A 17,234-nucleotide genomic window follows, 5' to 3' on the forward strand; every position below is an offset into this window, starting at 1 on the left:
CGGGCGCCGTCGCAACGCCGCAGCAACGCCGCAGTAACGCCGTGGGCACGAGGCACAGGGTGACTCACAAGCCCGGCGGGTAGGGTTCACGGGTGGAAGAATCGAAGCCTCGCAAATGCCTCGCGGCCGTCCTCGTCGCCGTGGCGGTGCTGCTGGGCGCGGGTGCCGTCCTGATCGGGGCGTCGACCCGGGCTCCGGATGCCGCGGCCACCGCCTCCATCGCCGCCGCGAACACCGGTGCGAGCGTGATTGTGCCGGCCGCGGAACCCGTTTCGGAGCGCCCCGTGCCGGCCACCGCCTCCGATGCCAGAAACCTGCGTACGTGTTCGGTCTCAGCGCTGGCCGCCGACCCCCGGCTGGCTGATTTCCAGGCCCAGGTGGTCAACGCCAGCACCGGCGAGGTGCTCTTCGACCGCGGCGGCGATACCTCCTCACGCACGGCGAGCGTGCTCAAGGTGCTGACCAGCGCCGCCGCCCTTGAGGTGCTCGGACCGGACTACCGGGCCACGACCACCGTCGTCACCGGCAGCACACCGGGGTCTGTCGTGCTGGTCGGCGGGGGAGACCTCACCCTCACGCGCCTGCCCACCGGCACGGAATCCGTCTACCCCGGCGCAGCCCACGTCGATGAGCTCGCCCGCCAGACCCTCGCCGCTTGGCGGGCGAACCCGGCGAACCCGCCGATCACCTCCCTCGTGCTGGACGCCTCGTTCTTCGGCGGGCCCGGCTGGGAACCGAGCTGGGATGAACTGGAACGCAACGCCGGTTCCATGCCCGACGTGACCGCCCTGCAGGTCGACGGTGACCGCGACGACCCCTCGCGTCAGAGCTCTTCCCGCAGCGCCGACCCCGTCGGGCGCGCCGGCGCGGCCTTCGCCGCCGCGCTCGGCGGCGGCGTGAGCGTCAGCGTCGGCACCGCGCCGGCCGGGGCCGAACAGCTCGCCGCCGCTCGGTCCCAGCCCGTGTCCGTGCTGATCGGGCAGTCGCTGATCGTGTCGGACAACACCCTCGCCGAGATGCTCGCCCGGCTCGTCGCGGTGGAGTCCGGGGCCGGCAACACCTTCGGCGCCCTGCAGGAGTCCGTCGTCGCGGCGCTCGACGCCTATGGCATCGACACGACCGGCATCATCATCCGGGACGGCTCAGGCCTCAGCGACGACAACGCCGTACCGCCGTCGTATCTCACCCGGCTGTTCGTCAAGATCAACGCGCGCGACGGCGACCTCGGCGTCATCTTCGACGGCCTACCGATCGCCGGTGGACCCACCGGATCGCTGTCCTACAGCGACCGGTTCACGGGCGACAACGCCGTCGCCGACGGCGCCGTCTTCGCCAAGACAGGCTGGATCGACACCGGCTACACGCTCTCCGGCATTATCCGGGCGGCCGACGGCACGCCGCTCACCTTCGCCGTTTACGCGCTCGGGGATGTGAGCGATAATGCGAAGCAGGCGCTCGACACCATCACCGCCGGGTTCTTCCGCTGCGGCGACAACCTGTCGAACTCCTGACTTCAACCGGCGACAGAAGGAGCAATCCGTGACCAGGGCCCTGTTCATCATCGACGTTCAGAACGATTTCACCGAGGGCGGGGCCCTCGCCGTCGAGGGTGGGTCTGCGGTGGCCGCGGGCGTCAGCGCGCTGCTGGCGGAACATCCGGATGCCTATGACGTGATCTTCGCCTCCCGCGACTGGCACGACCCCGACAGCGACAACGGCGGACACTTCGCCCGGGCCGGCGAGCCAGGCTCCACGGACTCCTGGCCCGTGCACTGCGTGGCGGGCACCCCCGGCGCCGAGTACCACCCCTCGCTGCTGTTGCCGGACACGACCATCCACATTCGCAAGGGGCAGGGCCAAGCGGGCTACTCCATTTTCGACGGCATCTCGGTGGGCGGCGAGAAGACGGGCGAGCTGCTCATCGCGAACGGGGTGACCGACATCGACATCGTCGGCCTCGCCACCGACCACTGTGTGCGCGCGTCCGGCCTGGATGCGCGGGGCCACGGCCAGCATGTGCGGGTACTGACCGACCTCGTCGCCGGCGTCGCCCCGGACACGAGTGACGCGGCCCTGGGCGAGCTGGCCTATGCCGGTGCCGTGCTCGTCACCTCCGACGTGGTCGTCTGAGCGTGGGGGTGACCGACCGGGCGGGACCGGCCCCGGCGGGACCGGCCGCGGCGGGGCCGGCCGCGGCGGGCTCTGCTCCGGCGGGCTCTGCTCCGGCGGGCTCTGCTCCGGCGGGCTCTGCAGGGGGGGCGCTGTTCGCGCGGCGCCTCGACGGCGTGCGGATCGCCTACGACGTCGTGCCCGGCGAGCGCCCGATCCTGCTCGTGCACGGGTTCGCGTCGACATCGCAGGTCACCTGGGTCGGCACCGGCTGGGTGCGAGCCCTGCAGGACGCCGGGCGCGGCGTGATCACCCTCGACCTCCGCGGTCACGGCCGCAGCGACAAGCCGCACCGCAGCATCGACTACCTGCCCCGGCAACTCGCAGCCGACCTCGTGGTCGTGCTCGACGCCCTCGGGCTGGAGCAGGTCGACGTGGTCGCCTATTCGATGGGCTCGCGCGTGGCGGCGGCGCTCGCGCGGCTGGCGCCGTCCCGGGTGCGCCGACTGGTGCTCGGCGGAGCCGGGCCGGACGAACTGTTCGAGACGTGGCATCCGGATGCCGTGCGCCGGTTCGTGACCGACGGCACCGCCGGCACCGACCCGTCGATCGCGGCGATACTGGGTGCCGCGATCACCGCCGGCGCCGACCGTGAGGCCCTCGTGGCGTGCGTCGGCGGGGTGGCCGGCTCCTCGCTGGACGTGCCGGCCGAGATTCCCGTGCTCTACGTCGCCGGCGGCGCCGACTCCATCCCGGCCGGGGTCGCCGAACTTGCCCGCGCGCGCGGTGCCGACTACCTCGAACTGGCGGGCCGGGACCACGTGAACACGCTCACCTCCCGCGAGTTCAAGCGCGCCGCACTGCAGTTCCTGGCCTGAGCGCCCCGAGTCCGGGCACTCGCTCGCCTCTCACGCCCCTAACGAATTCGACGGAGATTTTGCCCGCATCGCCCTAAACACCTTCAGAAACCCGCACATATCGCAAAATCTCCGTCGAATTCGTTCGGGCTGTGGGGCGGAGCGCGTGGGGGCTGCCTGAACCGCACAAGAGATGCTGCGCATCCGGCTGGCGCTGCTGGGCAACCGGCCGGTGTTGGGGCTAACTCAGGAGATCCGTCCGGGCCGGCCCGGACATCCGCGCTGGTTCCGCACTGATCCGGGGCGGCCGGGCCACCGGGCGACGGATGTCCTGAGTTGGCCACACGCGCGAGCTCGGCTGGCCCTGGCCCTGACGAATTCGACGGAGATTGTGCCCATAACCGCGTCCAACACTCCGAAAACCCGCACATATTGCAAAATCTCCGTCGAATTGGTTTGCCGCCGGCTGGGGGAGTGAGCCCCGGCGCCTCCCCTAGGCTGGGGGTGTGCGGGCCTCGCTGCCGAGGCCGCCGAATGCCGACCGGGGGACCGTCATGACAACCGACATCCAGGATGCGATGGGTTCGGTTTCGACAGGCTCGACCACCGGATCCGGCTCGTTCACCGGCGCCCGGGGCAGGAAGTACTGGCTCGCGCCGGCCGCCGCGATCTTCGCCGTCGCCTGGGGCGGCAACGAATTCACCCCACTGCTGGTGATGTACCGACAGGCGGACGGGTTCTCCAACCAGCTGGCGAACCTGCTGCTCGGGGCCTACGTACTCGGCATCATCCCGGCGCTACTGATCGCCGGCCCGTTGTCGGACCGGTTCGGCCGCCGACCGCTGATGCTGCCCGCGCCCTGGGTCGCGATCGCGGGGAGCGTGCTGCTGGCCCTGTCCGCGGGAAATGTGCCCATGCTGCTGGCCGGCCGCATCCTCTCCGGCGTCGCCCTCGGCCTGGCCATGGCCGTGGGCACCAGCTGGGTGAAGGAACTCTCCGCGCGACCGTTCGACTTCGGGGCCGACCGTTCCTCGGGGGCACGACGGGCGACCATCGCGCTGTCCCTCGGTTTCGCACTCGGTGCGGCGAGCTCCGGAGCGCTGGCCCAGTGGGCGCCGTTCCCCGGCGTGCTGCCGTACGCGGCGCACACCGTCATCGCCGTGCTCTTCGGCCTTCTGCTGTTTTGCACCCCGGAGTCCCAGGGACGGGGCATCGCGGCCGGGGCCCTGCCGGCCGTCCACCCGGCCATCTCCCCGTACCCGCGGTTCCTGCTCCTGATCGTGCCGGTGGCGCCGTGGGTCTTCGGAACGGCCACGACCGCCTACGCCATCCTGCCGGCGCTCGCCGCGACCGAGATCCCGTCCGCGCCGGTGGCGTTCGCGGCCCTGCTCTGCGTGGTGGCTCTCGTCGCGGGAGCGTCGCTGCAGCTCTTCAGCCACCGCATCACCGCCGGGCACAATGCCCGAGGAATCATGTTCGCGCTGATGCTGACCGTCGGGTCGCTGCTGCTCGCATCCGTCGCCGTGAGCCCACCCGTGCTCTGGCTGATTTTGCCGGCGGCGGCCCTGCTCGGCGCCGCGTACGGCCTGCTGATGGTGTCGGGGCTGCAGGAGGTGCAGCGGATCGCGCCGCCCGACCACCTCGCCCGACTGACCGCGATCTACTACGGCATCACCTACCTGGGGTTCTTCGTGCCGTTGGCGCTGTCCCTGCTCGAGCCGTGGCTCGGCTACCCGGCGATGTTCGCGGGCGGGGCCGCGTTCTCGGCCGTGTCGCTGGTGGTGGTGATGCTGGTCTTCCGCCGGGACATCTCCCTGCATCGCGCCGCGGCGAGCCGATGAAATCGCGCGCGACCTGCAGCCCGCAAAAAAGTTTTACAGAGATTTCCATGCATGTGCATCCGTTTGGGGACGTGCGAGAGAAGTAGGGGTTAGAGAGGTTTCAAGAATCTCTTCAGAGTGACCCACTCACAGATCCATTACGCAGGAGGAAACGATGCACAAGTCCCTCAAGATCGGAATGACGGCCAGCGCTCTCGGTGCTCTCGTCGCCCTCGGCGGTCTCGCTCCGGCACAGGCAGCCGAAGACGTCGCGAAGCTGTCCGTGTTCCACGGAGTTCCCGGCCTCACCGTCGACGTCTACGTGAACGACAAGCTGACCCTGGACGACTTCAAGCCGGGCGACCTCGCCGGTCCGCTCGACCTCGCACCCGGCACCTACAAGGTGGCCATCACCGCGTCGGACGCAGCGGATGCCAGCGCACCTGCCATCGGCCCGGTCGACCTCCCGCTCGAAGCCGGCAAGAACTACACCGCCGCCGCGCACCTCGACGAGGCCGGCAAGCCCACGGCGTCGCTGTTCACCAACGACATCTCGCAGCTCGCCGCCGGGGAGGGCCGCCTGACGGTTCGCCACGTGGCAGCAGCCCCCGCGGTCGATGTTCTCGCCAACGGAGCCGTCGCGATCACCGCCCTGGTGAACCCGAAGGAATCCGTGCTCACGTTGCCGGCCGGCACCATCTCGGCCGCCGTCGCCGCAACCGGAACGACTGACCCGGTGATCGGCCCGGCAGACGTCAACGTCGCAGAGGGCACGAACACGATCGTCTACGCGTGGGGCAGCCTGACCGACAAGAACCTGGCCCTGGCCGTTCAGACCATCGACGGGCTTCACTCCAACCCGGACAGCATCCCCGCCGGTGAGGCCGGTCTCGTCGCCACCAACCAGGCGGACGACTCCACGGGTCTCATGGTCGGTGGCTTCGCCGCCGCGCTGATGGGTCTGGTCGCCGCCGCCGTCGTCGGTATGCGTCGCCTGTCCGCGGCTCGCCGCTAGTCACGCCAGTCAGAAAGAGAGATCCACAATGAGAGCCACAGCGGGCACTTTCACAGCGCTCGCTGTGGCTCTCGCCCTGCTCACGGGCTGCAGCAGCGCCCCGAGCACATCATCGCCCACGGCCTACGTTCCCCCGACGAACGCAGCGCCGACTCCGACGCCGTCGGCCCCGCTACCCGTCGCTGAGGTCGACGTGCCGACCGTCAGTTCCTCGCTGGATCAGAACCAGACCCCGCAGGCCCGGCCGCCCCAGACCATCCGAGTCGACTCCCTCGGAATCGACATGGCAATCGAGTCCGTCGGTCTGGCCGACGACGGGGCGATGGAGCTGCCAAAAGACCCCTCGCTCGCCGCCTGGTATCGCTTTGGACCGTCACCGGCCAGCACCGCCGGCGCGACCGTGATCGCCGCCCACGTCGACTCCCTGATTTACGACATCGGACCGTTCGCCCAGCTCGCCTCGGCGCGTGCGGGCACCGAGATCGTGGTGACCACCGACGACGGTCAGGAGCGTCGCTACTCCGTGGAATCCGTTCAAACCGTGGCCAAACAGGGTGTGCCCTGGGACTCGATCTTCGACCGGTCCGGTCCCAACCGGCTCACCCTTGTGACCTGCGGCGGCGAATTCGACTACAGTGCCCGCACCTATCTGTCCAACGTAATCGTCTCGGCGAGTCCAATCGTATGACCCAGGCACCATGACGCAGAGGGGTGGCTATGCTGGGCATCACGGTGGTCGAGGCTTGCTCTCCGGCGGAGTCTGACATGTACGACCTCCCGATGCGCTCACCAACCGGGGGACACCGATACGACGTGACGGCACTCACCGACGAAGATGACCACGCCCAGCTCGTTCTCGCGTTTCGGGCGGGAGACGAACGTGCGCTCGCCGAGGCCTACGCCCGCTGGTCATCCCTCGTCTACACGATCGCCGTTCGTTCGCTCGGCGATCCCGGCGAAGCCGAAGACGTCACCCAGAAGGTCTTCATCGCCGCCTGGCGCGGGCGGAACGGATTTGATGCGTCACGGTCGCCTCTGCCGGCCTGGCTCGTCGGGATCACCCGGCACACCGTTGCGGATGCCCACGAGGCCCGCTCACGACGGCGGCGGGTCGAGGAGGCTGTCCTCGTTGACACCGCGCTCAGCCAGACCGACGAATCCGCCGACATCGCGGATCGTGTGCTGATGAGCGACGAACTTCGCCGGCTCGGACCCGTTCCGCAGCAGGTGATGCAGCTGGCCTTCTACGACGATCTCACGCACACCCAAATCGCCGATAACCTCGGACTGCCGCTCGGCACCGTTAAGAGTCACATCCGCCGAAGTCTTTCGAGACTGCGCACCAGATTGGAGGCGAACGATGACACACATTGACCAGGAAAACCTCGCTCTCATTGCAATGACAGAGTTCGACCTCACCGAACCCGAACGCCAGCACCTGTCGGAATGCCCCGAGTGCTCCCTGGAACTCATCGCCCTGCAGCACACCGCCCACGTCGGCCGGTCCGCGCGCAGCGTGCAACTCGTGGAGCCCGGCGATCGAGTCTGGGCCGGCATCCACGCCGCCCTCGGCCTGTCCGACGCCGTGGCCGCCACCCCCGGGCGCAGCGGCTACGAGGCAGCGGACCAGACCCCTGCAGCGGACCAGCCCACTGCAGCGGTCGAGCCTGTCGAGACCCCTGCACCGGTGGTCGAGCCTGTCGAGACCCCGTCCGCCACGGTCACCGACATCGGCTCCGCCCTGCGCCCCCTCCCACGACGCCGCAACTGGATGCCGATGGCCGTGGCCGCCGGCATCGCCGGGCTGCTCGGCGGCCTCGGCGGCGGCATCTGGTGGCAGTCCGCGCAGCAGCAGGAACCCGCGCCGGTGCTACTCGCCGAGGCCCAGCTGGACCCGTACCCCGGCTGGGACGCCGCCGGCAGCGCCTACGTCGCGAAGACGGCCGACGGCCACCGGGAGGTCGTGCTCGACGTCACCGGGGTGAGCGCCGACACCGATCTGCGCGAGGTGTGGCTGATCAAGGCGGATGCGTCCGGGCTGATCAGCATCGGACTGCTCGACGGTGAGTCCGGGCGCTTCGCCATCCCCGACGGCGTCGACCTGTCGCAGTACCCGCTGGTCGACGTCTCCGCGGAACCCGACGACGGCGACCCGCAGCACTCCGGCGAGTCGATCCTGCGCGGGGAACTGCGCACGGCCTGACACCACCCGCACGTGAGTGTCAGAGCGTATTGCCGAGCTTGAAGCCGTGCTCCACGTCGTTCTTGCGGGTGTACGAGAACCCGTCGGCGCCGACCGTGACGGCCATCTCGCTGGACTCGGTGCGGGCCATGACCGGCTGGGGGTTGCCGTCCAGGTCGAGCACCAGTGAGGCATCCGTGTACCAGCTCGGCACGACCGCGTTGCCCCACCAGTCGCGGCGCTGGTTGTCGTGCACGTCCCAGGTGACGACGGGGTTGTCGGGGTCGCCGGTGTAGTAGTCCTGGGTGTAGATCTCGACCCGGTGGCCGTCGGGGTCGCGCAGGTAGAGGTAGAACGCGTTCGAGACGCCGTGGCGGCCGGGGCCGCGCTCGATGACGTCCGACATCCGCAGGGCGCCGAGCTTGTCGCAGATGTAGATGATGTTGTGCTTCTCGTGCGTGGAGAAGGCGATGTGGTGCATCCGCGGGCCGTCACCGCCGGTCAGGGCGGTGTCGTGCACGGTGTCCTTGCGGCGCATCCAGGCCGCGTAGGTGACGCCGTCTTCGTCCTGGATGTCCTCGGTGACGCGGAAGCCGAGGTCCTCGAGGTAGCCGCGGCCGAGTCCCACGTCGGGGGTGACCTGGTTGAAGTGGTCCAGGCGCACGAGGGCGCCGGGACCCTGCAGGTCGTAGCGCCAGGCCAGGCGTTCGACGTGGTCGACTGAGCAGAAGAACTCGTAGGGGAAGCCGAGCGGGTCTTCGACGCGCACGGAGTCACCGACACCCTTCACGAACCCGTTGATGCGGCGTTCGGTGCGGCAGCCGAGCTCCTGATACCAGGCCTCGGCCAGACCCACGTCTTCGGGGGCGCGCACCCGAAAGGCCATCGCGGCGACTGCGGCGACCGGGCCCTGGCGCAGCACCAGGTTGTGGTGGATGAACTCCTCGAAGCTGCGCAGGTAGATCTCGGTGTCGCTCTCCTCGGTCACGACGAGGCCGAGCACGTCGACGTAGAACGCACGCGAGCGGGCCAGGTCGGTGACGACGATGTCCATGTAGGCGCAGCGCAGGATGTCCGGCGGGGTCGCGGTCGGCGTGGGGATGGGGGTGGTGGTCATGGAATCCTCCTCATTGAGATGTCGCGGTGGTCGAGCGTGTCGGGACCCGGGACCCGGGATCAGTGGGCGCCGAAGCGGGCGGTGTGCACAGGCCCGAGGGAAACGTGCACGGCCTGCTGCTCGGTGTAGAAGTCGATCGAGCGGTAGCCGCCCTCGTGGCCGAGGCCCGAGGCCTTGACCCCTCCGAACGGGGTGCGCAGGTCCCGCACGTTGTGTGAGTTGAGCCAGACCATGCCCGCCTCGATCGACTGCGCGAAGGTGTGCGCCCGGGTGAGGTTGCTGGTCCAGATGTATGCGGCCAGGCCATACTTGACGCCGTTGGCCAGCTCGAGGGCTTCTTCGTCGGTGTCGAACGGCGTGATCGCCACGACCGGTCCGAAGATCTCCTCCTGGAAGATGCGGGCCGTCGGGGCGACATCCACGAACACGGTCGGGGACACGTAGTTGCCCTCCGGCAGGTTCTGGGGGCGGCCGCCGCCGGCGAGCAGGCGGCCCTCGCTCTTGCCGATCTCGACGTAGCTCATCACCTTGGCGTAGTGCTCGGGGTGCACGAGCGCGCCGACCTCGGTGGCAGGGTCGTGTGGGTCGCCGACGACGATGTTCTGTGCCCGGGCCGCATAGCGGGCGCAGAAGTCGTCGTAGATCGGGCGTTCCACCAGGATGCGGCTGCTGGCGGTGCAGCGCTCGCCGTTGAGCGAGAACACCCCGAACAGGGTCGAGTCGAGCGCGGCCTCGAGGTCGGCGTCGGCGAAGACCACGGCGGGGGACTTGCCGCCGAGCTCCATCGACATGCCCTTGAGGTTCGCGGCGCAGTTGCGGTAGATGGTCTGACCCGTGGTGGTCTCGCCCGTGAACGAGATGAGGGGGACATCCGGATGCTTGACCAGCGCGTCCCCGGCCTCCTCACCCAGCCCGTTGACCAGGTTGAAGACCCCGTCGGGCAGCCCGGCGGAGCGGAAGATCTCCGCCCACAGGCTCGCCGACAGCGGCGTGAACTCGGCCGGCTTGAGCACGACCGTGCAGCCGGCGGCCAGTGCGGGGGCGAGCTTCCAGCTCTCCAGCATGAACGGGGTGTTCCACGGGGTGATCAGCCCGGCCACGCCGACCGGTTTGCGGAAGACGTAGTTGATCTGGCTGCCGGGCACCTGGTAGGTGTCGTCGGTCTGCGCCACGATCAGGTCGGCGAAGAAGCGGAAGTTCTCGGCCGCCCGCTTGGCCTGGCCGAGGGCCTGGGTGATCGGCAGGCCGGTGTCGAACGTCTCGAGTTCGGCGAGGCGGGCATCCTGGGCCTCGACGGCGTCGGCGATCTTGTTCAGGATGCGGGAGCGTTCGCGCGGCTTCATCCTCGGCCACGGCCCGGCCACGAAGGCGTCGGTCGCGGCGGCGACGGCGAGGTCGACGTCTTCCTTCTGGCCGGCCGCGGCGGTGGCGTAGGTCTGGTTCGACACCGGGTCGAGCACGTTGAAGGTCGCGCCGGAGACGCTGTCGACGAACCGGCCGCCGATGAAGTGCTGGATGCGGGACGGCAGGTTCTCGGGCACGTGCTGCGCGCGGGTTCTCGTGGTGGTGGTGTCGGTCACGGTGGTCTCGGTCTCGGTCATGGCTCAGGCTGCTTTCGGGGTGAAGTCGGCGACAGTGAAGCCGTCGACGGGGGAGAGGTACTGCTCGCCGGCGGCCAGGAGCGCCTGCATTTTGGCGATGCCCGCATCCGTCGGGGTGATCAGCGGCGGGCGCACGAAGCCGCTCTCGATCAGGCCGCGCTGCTCGAGCACCCATTTGCCCGGGGCCGGGTTCGTCTCGACGAAAAGCAGGTCGACGAGTGGGTGCAGGCCGTAGTGGATGCGCCGGGCCGTCTCGATGTCGCCGGCCATCCACGCGTTGTACATCTCGACGTGCGCGACCGGGGCGATGTTGCTCGTGGCGCTGATGTATCCCACGCCGCCGAGGGCCAGCAGAGGCAGGCAGAGCAGTTCGATGCCGCTCCAGACCAGCAGTTCGGGGCCGCAGAGCTGCAGCACCCGGGAGAAGTGCTCGAAGTCCTTGGTGGTCTCCTTGACGCCGACGAAGTTGTCGAAATCGCGGTAGAGGCGGGCGATGGTCTCCGGGGCGATGTCCACGGCGGTGCGGCTGGGCACGTTGTAGGCGACGATCGGCAGGTCCGGAAACTCCTCGGCCACGGTCTTGTACCAGACGTAGAGGGCTTCCTGGGTGGGGCGGGCGTAGTAGGGGGTGATGATCAGGGCGGCGTCGACGCCGGCGTCCCGGGCCGCGGCGGTGAGCTCGAGGGTCTCGTCGAGCTTGGCCGAGCCGGTGCCGGGCATGAACGGCACCCGGTCGCCGACCGCGGCGGCCACGGTGCGGATCGCGCTGGCACGCTCGACGATGGTCTGCGAGCTCGGCTCGCCGGTGGAGCCGCCGAGCGAGATCCCGTGCGTGCCGGAGGCGAGCTGCCAGTTCACGAGGTTGGTGAGGCCGGCGTGGTCGACGGCGCCGTCGGCCGTGAACGGGCTCATCAGGGGCGCGATAGAGCCTGTGATCTGACTCGGATCGGTGCGGAACTTCATTGTTCTTCCTTTCGAGGGCAACGGAGGCGTCCGCGACTGTTGCCGAATCGGACGAATGTTCCCGGTGTGCGGGCAACAGTCGTCCGTTACGGGAACAGTTGCGGGATTGGCTGTTAGGGGGTGGAGGCGGTGGGGGCGGTGTGCTGCTGGGCGAGGAAGGCGTTCAGGGTGCCGAGCCGGTGGTCGCGCGCGGCCAGTTCGATCTGCAGGGGATCGGCGCCGTCCTCGATCAGGTCGAGCAGCGCGGTGTGCTCGGCGACGGACTCGTGCGCCCGACCGGGCACGAAGCTGAACGTGGATTCGCGCAGGGTGCCGAGCCGGCTCCAGCCCCGCTGCACCAGGTCGAGGATGTGCGCATTGCTGCAGGCCTCGAACAGGGCCGAGTGGAACTCGCGGTTCAGGCTGGTGAAACGCACCGGGTCGAAGTGGTGCAGGCACTCGTCCATCTCCGCGTTGATCTCCCGGGCGCGCAGCAGCGTCTCCGGGTCGAGCCGCGGCGCCGACAGGGCGGTGGCGTAGCCCTCGACGAGGGCCAGCGTCTGCATCGTGTGGGTGTACTCGGTGACGTCGAGCATGGCCACCTGGGCGCCGACGTTGCGCTCGAACGTGACCAGACCCTCTGCCTCCAGCAGGCGGATGGCCTCCCGCACCGGCACGGTGCTGACACCGATCTCCCGGGCGATCTGCCCGAGCACCAGGCGGTAGCCCGGGCTGAAGCTGCCGTCGGAGATGCGGGCCCGGATCCACCGGTGGGCGAGCTGCGCCTTGCTCAGCGACGCCTCCGCGCCGGTGGTCGAGACGCCGGTGGTCGAGCCAGTCGCAACGCCAGTCGAGCCCGCCGAGCCTGTCGAGCCTGCCGAGCCAACCGAGCCTGCCGAGCCTGCCGAGCCTGCCGAGCCTGCCGAGCCAGTCGAGCCAGTCGAGCCAGCCGAGACCGAGGCCGTCATGCCTGTTCCTCCAGCCAGACCCGATACCGGGCCTTCCACTCGGCGTTCATCGGGTAGAGCCCGTCGACGCCGTGCCCGGCCGTGACCATGGCGGCGATGAAGGTCTCCTCGCGCTCCTGCACGATGGCTGCGGCGACCACCTCCTCAACCAGGTGCGGCGGGATCACGATCAGCCCGTCGGCGTCCCCGACGATCAAATCGCCGGGCTGCACGGATGCCCCGCCGCAGGCCACGGTCAGGTCCGTGTCCCACGGCACGTGCCGGCGTCCGAGCACGGCAGGGTGCGGTCCGGCGTGGTAGGTCGGGATCTCCAGGGCGGTGACGGCCGCGAGATCGCGCACACCGCCATCCGTCACGATGCCGGCCGCGCCGCGCATCTGGGCGCGCAGGGCGAGGATGTCGCCGACCGTGCCCGTGCCGCGCTCGCCGCGGGCCTCGATCACGAGCACGTCGCCCTGTCCGAGCGAGTCGAAGGCGCGCTTCTGGGCGTTGTAGCCGCCGCCGTGCGACTCGAACAGGTCCTCCCGCGCCGGAATGTACCGGAGTGTGCGGGCCCGGCCGACGAGACGGGCACCCGGCCGGGTCGAGCCGAGGCCGTCGATCGACACTGAGTTGAGCCCGCGCTTGCGCAACTGGGCGCTGAGGGTGGCGGTGCCCACACTGTTGATCCGGGCCTTCAGCTCGGGGGTGAGGGCGAACGGCGGGGGCGTCTGCTCCGCTGTGGGTGCGGTGACGGATGCCGGTGCGAGCCCGGCCGCCTCCGCCGAACCCCACGCCTCGGTGCGCTGCAGATCGTCGACCCGCGGGCCGGCCCCGAACGCGCCGAACGGCACCGTGCCCTGCCGAATCGGGCTGACGAGGCGGCCGGTGCGGGGTGCGCCCGGGGCTCCTGGGGCATCCACTTCGACCTCGACGATGTCGCCGGGCACGACGACCGACGAACCGGCCGGCGTGCCGGTGAGGATCAGGTCGCCGGGCTCGAGCGTGAGCAGCTGCGAGAGGTCGGCGACGAGCCGGCCGAACCCGAAGAGCAGGTCGGCCGTCGTGTCCTCCTGTACGAGCGTGCCGTTGACCCAGGTGCGGATGCGCAGCGCTGCCGGGTCGAGGCCGGCCGCCGGCAGCAGTGTCGGCCCGACGGGGGTGAAGCCGTCGGCGCCCTTCGAGCGCAGGTTCGAGCCCTTGTCGGCGTAGCGCAGGTCGTACACGCCGAAGTCGTTGGCGCAGGTCACGTGCGAGACCGCCGCCCAGCCCTCCTCGGGCGAGACGCCGCGGGTGCGGCGCCCGATCACCAGCGCGATCTCGCCCTCGAACACCAGCAGCTCGCATCCGTCGGGCCGTTCCACCGGCGTGCCGCTGGAACTCCGCGACGACGCCGGCTTGAGGAAGTACGACGGCTGCTCCGGCGTGCGGCCGCGCTGGGCGGCCCGGCTCGGGTAGTTGAGGTGCACCGCAATGATCTTGCCCGGTGTGGCGAGATCGGTGGTGGCGGTGACGCTGATACCCGCGCTGTTGCTTGCGCTGACGTCGGCGGCGCCCACGGAGGTCGAGTTCGGCATGTTTTGTGGCTTTCTAGTCGTGCTGGGAAATGCCGAGCGGGACTCCACGGGTTTCCTTCACCACGGAGACCGCGACGAAGGAGATCGTGGCCAGCACCATGATGTAGATGCCGATCGACGGTGACCAGGCGGTCTCGTCCAGCAGCAGCTGCGCGATCAGGGGAGCGAACGCCCCACCGAGGATGGCACCCATGGCGTAGCCGATGGACACGCCCGAGTAGCGTACCTGAGCCGGGAACATCTCCGCGTAGAGCGCCGCCTGTGGACCGTACGAGAAGCCGAGCCCGCTGGCCAGCACGACGAGCGCTACCGTGAACCAGAGGATCTCGCCGGTGTCGATCAGCAGGAACATCGGGATGGCCCAGAGGAACAGCCAGGCGTAGCCGAACTGGAACGTGCGGATGCGCCCGATCTTGTCGGACAGGATGCCGCCGATCATCGTCGACGCGAGCCAGAACGCGGCGGCGATGGTGCTGGCCAGCAGCACGGGGGAGCGTTCCATGCCCAGGCCGCCGGCCTCGACCGGCTTGGTGGCGTAGGAGGAGAAGAACGCGATCAACAGGTAGCCGGCGGCGTTGTTGGCGATGAAGATCAGGGCGGTGAGGATGACTTGGCGCCAGTGGCCGCGGAAGAGCTGGCGGAGGGGGGCGGCCGATTCTTTCTTGCGATCCTGCATCTCCTTGAAGACGGGGCTCTCGTCGACCGAGCGGCGAATGATGAAGCCGACCACGATAAGCAGCACCGAGACGAGGAACGGGATGCGCCAGCCCCAGGCGAGGAAGGCCTCCTCGCTCATCGTGCTGGTCACCAGGAGCATGACGCCGGTGGCGAGGATGAGTCCGGTCGGCACGCCGATCTGCGGGTACGCGCCGAAGAATCCGCGCTTGTTGACCGGGGCGTGCTCAACCGACATCAGGGCGGCACCGCCCCATTCCCCGCCGGCCGAGAAGCCCTGCAGGATGCGCAGCACGATCAGCAGGATCGGCGCCCAGACGCCGATCTGCTCGAAGGTCGGCAGGAGGCCGATCAGTGCCGTGGCCGCGCCCATGATGACGAGGGTCAGCACGAGCATGGCCTTGCGGCCGAGGCGGTCACCGAGGTGGCCGGCCACGACCGCGCCCAGCGGGCGGAAGAGGAAGCTGATGCCGAGGGAGGCCCAGGCCACGAGCTGCGCCAGACCGGCGTTGTCGTTGGCGAGCGGGGCGAAGTACAGCCCGGCCAGCACGAGGCCGGCGGCCTGCGCGTAGATGAAGAAGTCGTACCACTCGATGGTGGTGCCCACCATGGTGCCGGCGAGGACCCGGCGTTCCTCGTGTCGTTTCGCGGCGGTCGCTTTCGCGGCGCTCGTTCGGTCGGTCGTCAATGCCATGGAATACCCCTTTGTATTTCCCTGTGTGGTGCTGGAATCGTGCGATCTCGAAACGGTATCACAAATCGTATATTATCTACAGGGGTAGGAACGGGGTCGTCCGGGGGGCCTGGATGGTGCCGCCGTCTCGTGGTCCGGATGCCGCCGTGCGCCGGGCCGGCTGCCGGCGCCCGCCCGGCTGCCGGCGCCCGCTCGGTCGGCGGCGCTTGGTCGAAGCGCCCGCGTCTGGCCCGGTGTGGCGGCAATTAGCGCAGGTCGGCTGCAATTACGGCCGCGGCCGTCACGAGACGCGCGCCGATCGCGGCGTCACTCTGCCCGGTGCCGAGGTAGACGACCGCCAGAGCCGCCGGTGCCTCGCCGGGCACGACCAGCGGCACCGCCACGGAGGCCAGCCCCGGAATGACCTCGTCATGACTGGTGGCGAAGCCGCGTGCGCGCACGTCGGCGGCTTCGTCGCGGCGGGCGCCCTCGCCGAGGTTCACCCACTGGGTCGCCGTGAGCAGGGACTGGATGGCGATCCCGGGTGCACCCCGGCCGAGCGGATGCCGCGTGCCGGGGCGCTGCGCGACCGTGGCGTGCGCCTGTCGCGGTTCCACGCTGACCAGAGTGACGACCTCCGCCCGGTCCAGCACGGTCACGAAGGCTGTCATCCCCAACTCGTTCGCGACGCTCGTCAGCTCGGGCAGCGCCGCGGCCTGCAGACCGCGGGAGACACCGCGGGCGAGCGCGGCCATCCGTGGGCCGAGGCGTACGGCGCCCGCGGCATCCCGGATCACGACCCCATGGTCCTCCAACGTGCGTAATATTCGGTAGGCGATCGAGCGGTGCACGCCGAGGGCGGCGGCCACGTCGGCAATGGTCAGGGCCTCGTCGGCGTCGGCGAGAATCTCGAGCACGCGGATGCCGCGCGACAGGGTCTGCGAATGCGGCGCACCGTTCGGGCCGTTGGCACTGGGCCCGCTGGGCTTGCTCTGCTCGCTCATCCCGTTACCCCGCTCATTGACGTCGACACGGTGCCATTCTCGCATTCGTGGTTCAGGGCCCGCGGTCGCCCCAGGAGCTATGCACTCGGTGTGTGTGTGTGTGTGTGTGTGTGTGCGTGTACGTGTGCGTGCGTGGCCAACTCAGGAGATTCGGGTGGGGCGCGGCATCCGTCGCCCGGACCAGTGCGGGGAGCGAGGGGGTGCTGCGGCGCGTCTCCTGAGTTGGCCACACCACCGTGTCGGCGCGCCCGCGCGCGAGGGTTCCCGGTCCTCGGGTCCGAATCCTCCTCGTGCATATCTCCTGCAAATTGTGGGGGGCCGCATCGCGCCCCCGTCCGGGTCTTTCGGCGGCCCGGGCCGGCGCCCCCACCAGAGTGCAGAAGTTATGCCGGGTTCGCGGAGGCTAACTCAGGAGTTCCGGAATCGGGGCGGCCGATTCGGCACGGGCCAGTGCGGACCCGTGCGCCACAGGTGCGGGATGGTGGTTTCGCCGCGGTGAATCTCCTGAGTTAGCCACACGGAGCGCTGTCGCCTCGCATCCGTGCGCTGACAGGCAAGACCCAGGGGGGAGACCGGCCTATCGTGAGCCGAACGACCGCGATCTGGGTGTTCGTGTGCCTGGTCGCCGCCGTCGCGGAATTTGTCAAGGTGAATGAGGCCAGCGTGAGTTTAGGCGGCTAGTTTCGGCTCTTGTTCTTGAGCTTCGGCGGGTTTG

At 69.5% G+C, this 17,234-nt stretch carries 15 protein-coding genes; 8 read left to right on the top strand and 7 right to left on the bottom strand.

Translation table 11 applies throughout. From position 1 onward, the window contains the following. Positions 1 to 92: 92 nt before the first annotated feature. The 8 genes from CXY82_RS09910 to CXY82_RS09945 all read left to right on the top strand — a co-directional run bounded on the left by CXY82_RS09910 (position 93) and on the right by CXY82_RS09945 (position 8,004). Positions 93 to 1,511 (top strand): D-alanyl-D-alanine carboxypeptidase/D-alanyl-D-alanine-endopeptidase, encoded by a 1,419-nt coding sequence (locus CXY82_RS09910; RefSeq protein WP_233199285.1) that lies wholly within the window; start codon positions 93 to 95, stop codon positions 1,509 to 1,511. A gap of 28 nt (positions 1,512 to 1,539) precedes the next feature. After that, positions 1,540 to 2,130 carry an isochorismatase family protein gene (locus CXY82_RS09915; RefSeq protein ID WP_104170795.1) on the top strand — a complete coding sequence of 197 codons (591 nt, stop codon included), beginning with the start codon at positions 1,540 to 1,542 and terminating at the stop codon, positions 2,128 to 2,130. A 155-nt stretch (positions 2,131 to 2,285) separates the two neighbouring features. Then, a complete protein-coding gene (locus CXY82_RS09920) occupies positions 2,286 to 2,987 on the top strand; it encodes an alpha/beta fold hydrolase (protein WP_104170796.1) in 702 nt (233 codons plus the stop codon). Between the two features lie 533 nt (positions 2,988 to 3,520). After that, entirely contained in the window at positions 3,521 to 4,807 is a 1,287-nt protein-coding gene (locus CXY82_RS09925) for an MFS transporter (protein WP_198415673.1), read from the top strand. A gap of 154 nt (positions 4,808 to 4,961) precedes the next feature. Then, positions 4,962 to 5,801: a DUF4397 domain-containing protein gene (locus tag CXY82_RS09930; protein WP_104170797.1), complete on the top strand. Its 840-nt coding sequence runs from the start codon at positions 4,962 to 4,964 to the stop codon at positions 5,799 to 5,801. Between the two features lie 28 nt (positions 5,802 to 5,829). Next, entirely contained in the window at positions 5,830 to 6,489 is a 660-nt protein-coding gene (locus CXY82_RS09935) for a class F sortase (protein ID WP_104170798.1), read from the top strand. A gap of 29 nt (positions 6,490 to 6,518) precedes the next feature. Then, positions 6,519 to 7,175: an RNA polymerase sigma factor gene (locus tag CXY82_RS09940; RefSeq protein WP_233199286.1), complete on the top strand. Its 657-nt coding sequence runs from the start codon at positions 6,519 to 6,521 to the stop codon at positions 7,173 to 7,175. Further along, positions 7,162 to 8,004, top strand: coding sequence for an anti-sigma factor domain-containing protein (locus CXY82_RS09945; RefSeq protein WP_104170799.1), 843 nt, complete (start codon positions 7,162 to 7,164; stop codon positions 8,002 to 8,004). Before CXY82_RS09940 ends, CXY82_RS09945 begins: the two co-directional genes overlap by 14 nt. Positions 8,005 to 8,023: 19 nt before the next feature. Here the strand turns inward: CXY82_RS09945 and hpaD are convergent, their stop codons facing one another. From hpaD to CXY82_RS09980, 7 genes are all read right to left on the bottom strand, one after another. Continuing rightward, on the bottom strand, positions 8,024 to 9,100 hold the full coding sequence (hpaD, locus tag CXY82_RS09950) for a 3,4-dihydroxyphenylacetate 2,3-dioxygenase (RefSeq protein WP_104170800.1): 1,077 nt from the start codon (positions 9,098 to 9,100) through the stop codon (positions 8,024 to 8,026). Between the two features lie 59 nt (positions 9,101 to 9,159). Further along, positions 9,160 to 10,701 (bottom strand): 5-carboxymethyl-2-hydroxymuconate semialdehyde dehydrogenase, encoded by a 1,542-nt coding sequence (gene hpaE / locus CXY82_RS09955; RefSeq protein ID WP_104170801.1) that lies wholly within the window; start codon positions 10,699 to 10,701, stop codon positions 9,160 to 9,162. A 3-nt stretch (positions 10,702 to 10,704) separates the two neighbouring features. Then, positions 10,705 to 11,664 (bottom strand): 4-hydroxy-tetrahydrodipicolinate synthase, encoded by a 960-nt coding sequence (gene dapA, locus CXY82_RS09960; protein WP_104170802.1) that lies wholly within the window; start codon positions 11,662 to 11,664, stop codon positions 10,705 to 10,707. A 113-nt stretch (positions 11,665 to 11,777) separates the two neighbouring features. Then, on the bottom strand, positions 11,778 to 12,611 hold the full coding sequence (locus CXY82_RS09965) for a GntR family transcriptional regulator (protein ID WP_104170803.1): 834 nt from the start codon (positions 12,609 to 12,611) through the stop codon (positions 11,778 to 11,780). Further along, entirely contained in the window at positions 12,608 to 14,167 is a 1,560-nt protein-coding gene (locus CXY82_RS09970; protein WP_104170804.1) for a fumarylacetoacetate hydrolase family protein, read from the bottom strand. The genes CXY82_RS09965 and CXY82_RS09970 overlap by 4 nt, the downstream gene beginning before the upstream one ends. Positions 14,168 to 14,180: 13 nt before the next feature. Next, positions 14,181 to 15,536 (bottom strand): MFS transporter, encoded by a 1,356-nt coding sequence (locus CXY82_RS09975; RefSeq protein ID WP_104170805.1) that lies wholly within the window; start codon positions 15,534 to 15,536, stop codon positions 14,181 to 14,183. A 245-nt stretch (positions 15,537 to 15,781) separates the two neighbouring features. Next, positions 15,782 to 16,519 carry an IclR family transcriptional regulator gene (locus CXY82_RS09980; protein ID WP_104170806.1) on the bottom strand — a complete coding sequence of 246 codons (738 nt, stop codon included), beginning with the start codon at positions 16,517 to 16,519 and terminating at the stop codon, positions 15,782 to 15,784. Between the last annotated feature and the right edge of the window lie 715 nt (positions 16,520 to 17,234).

The organism is Cryobacterium sp. M23 (genome assembly GCF_002929655.1).
GTDB classification, from domain to species: domain Bacteria; phylum Actinomycetota; class Actinomycetes; order Actinomycetales; family Microbacteriaceae; genus Cryobacterium; species Cryobacterium sandaracinum.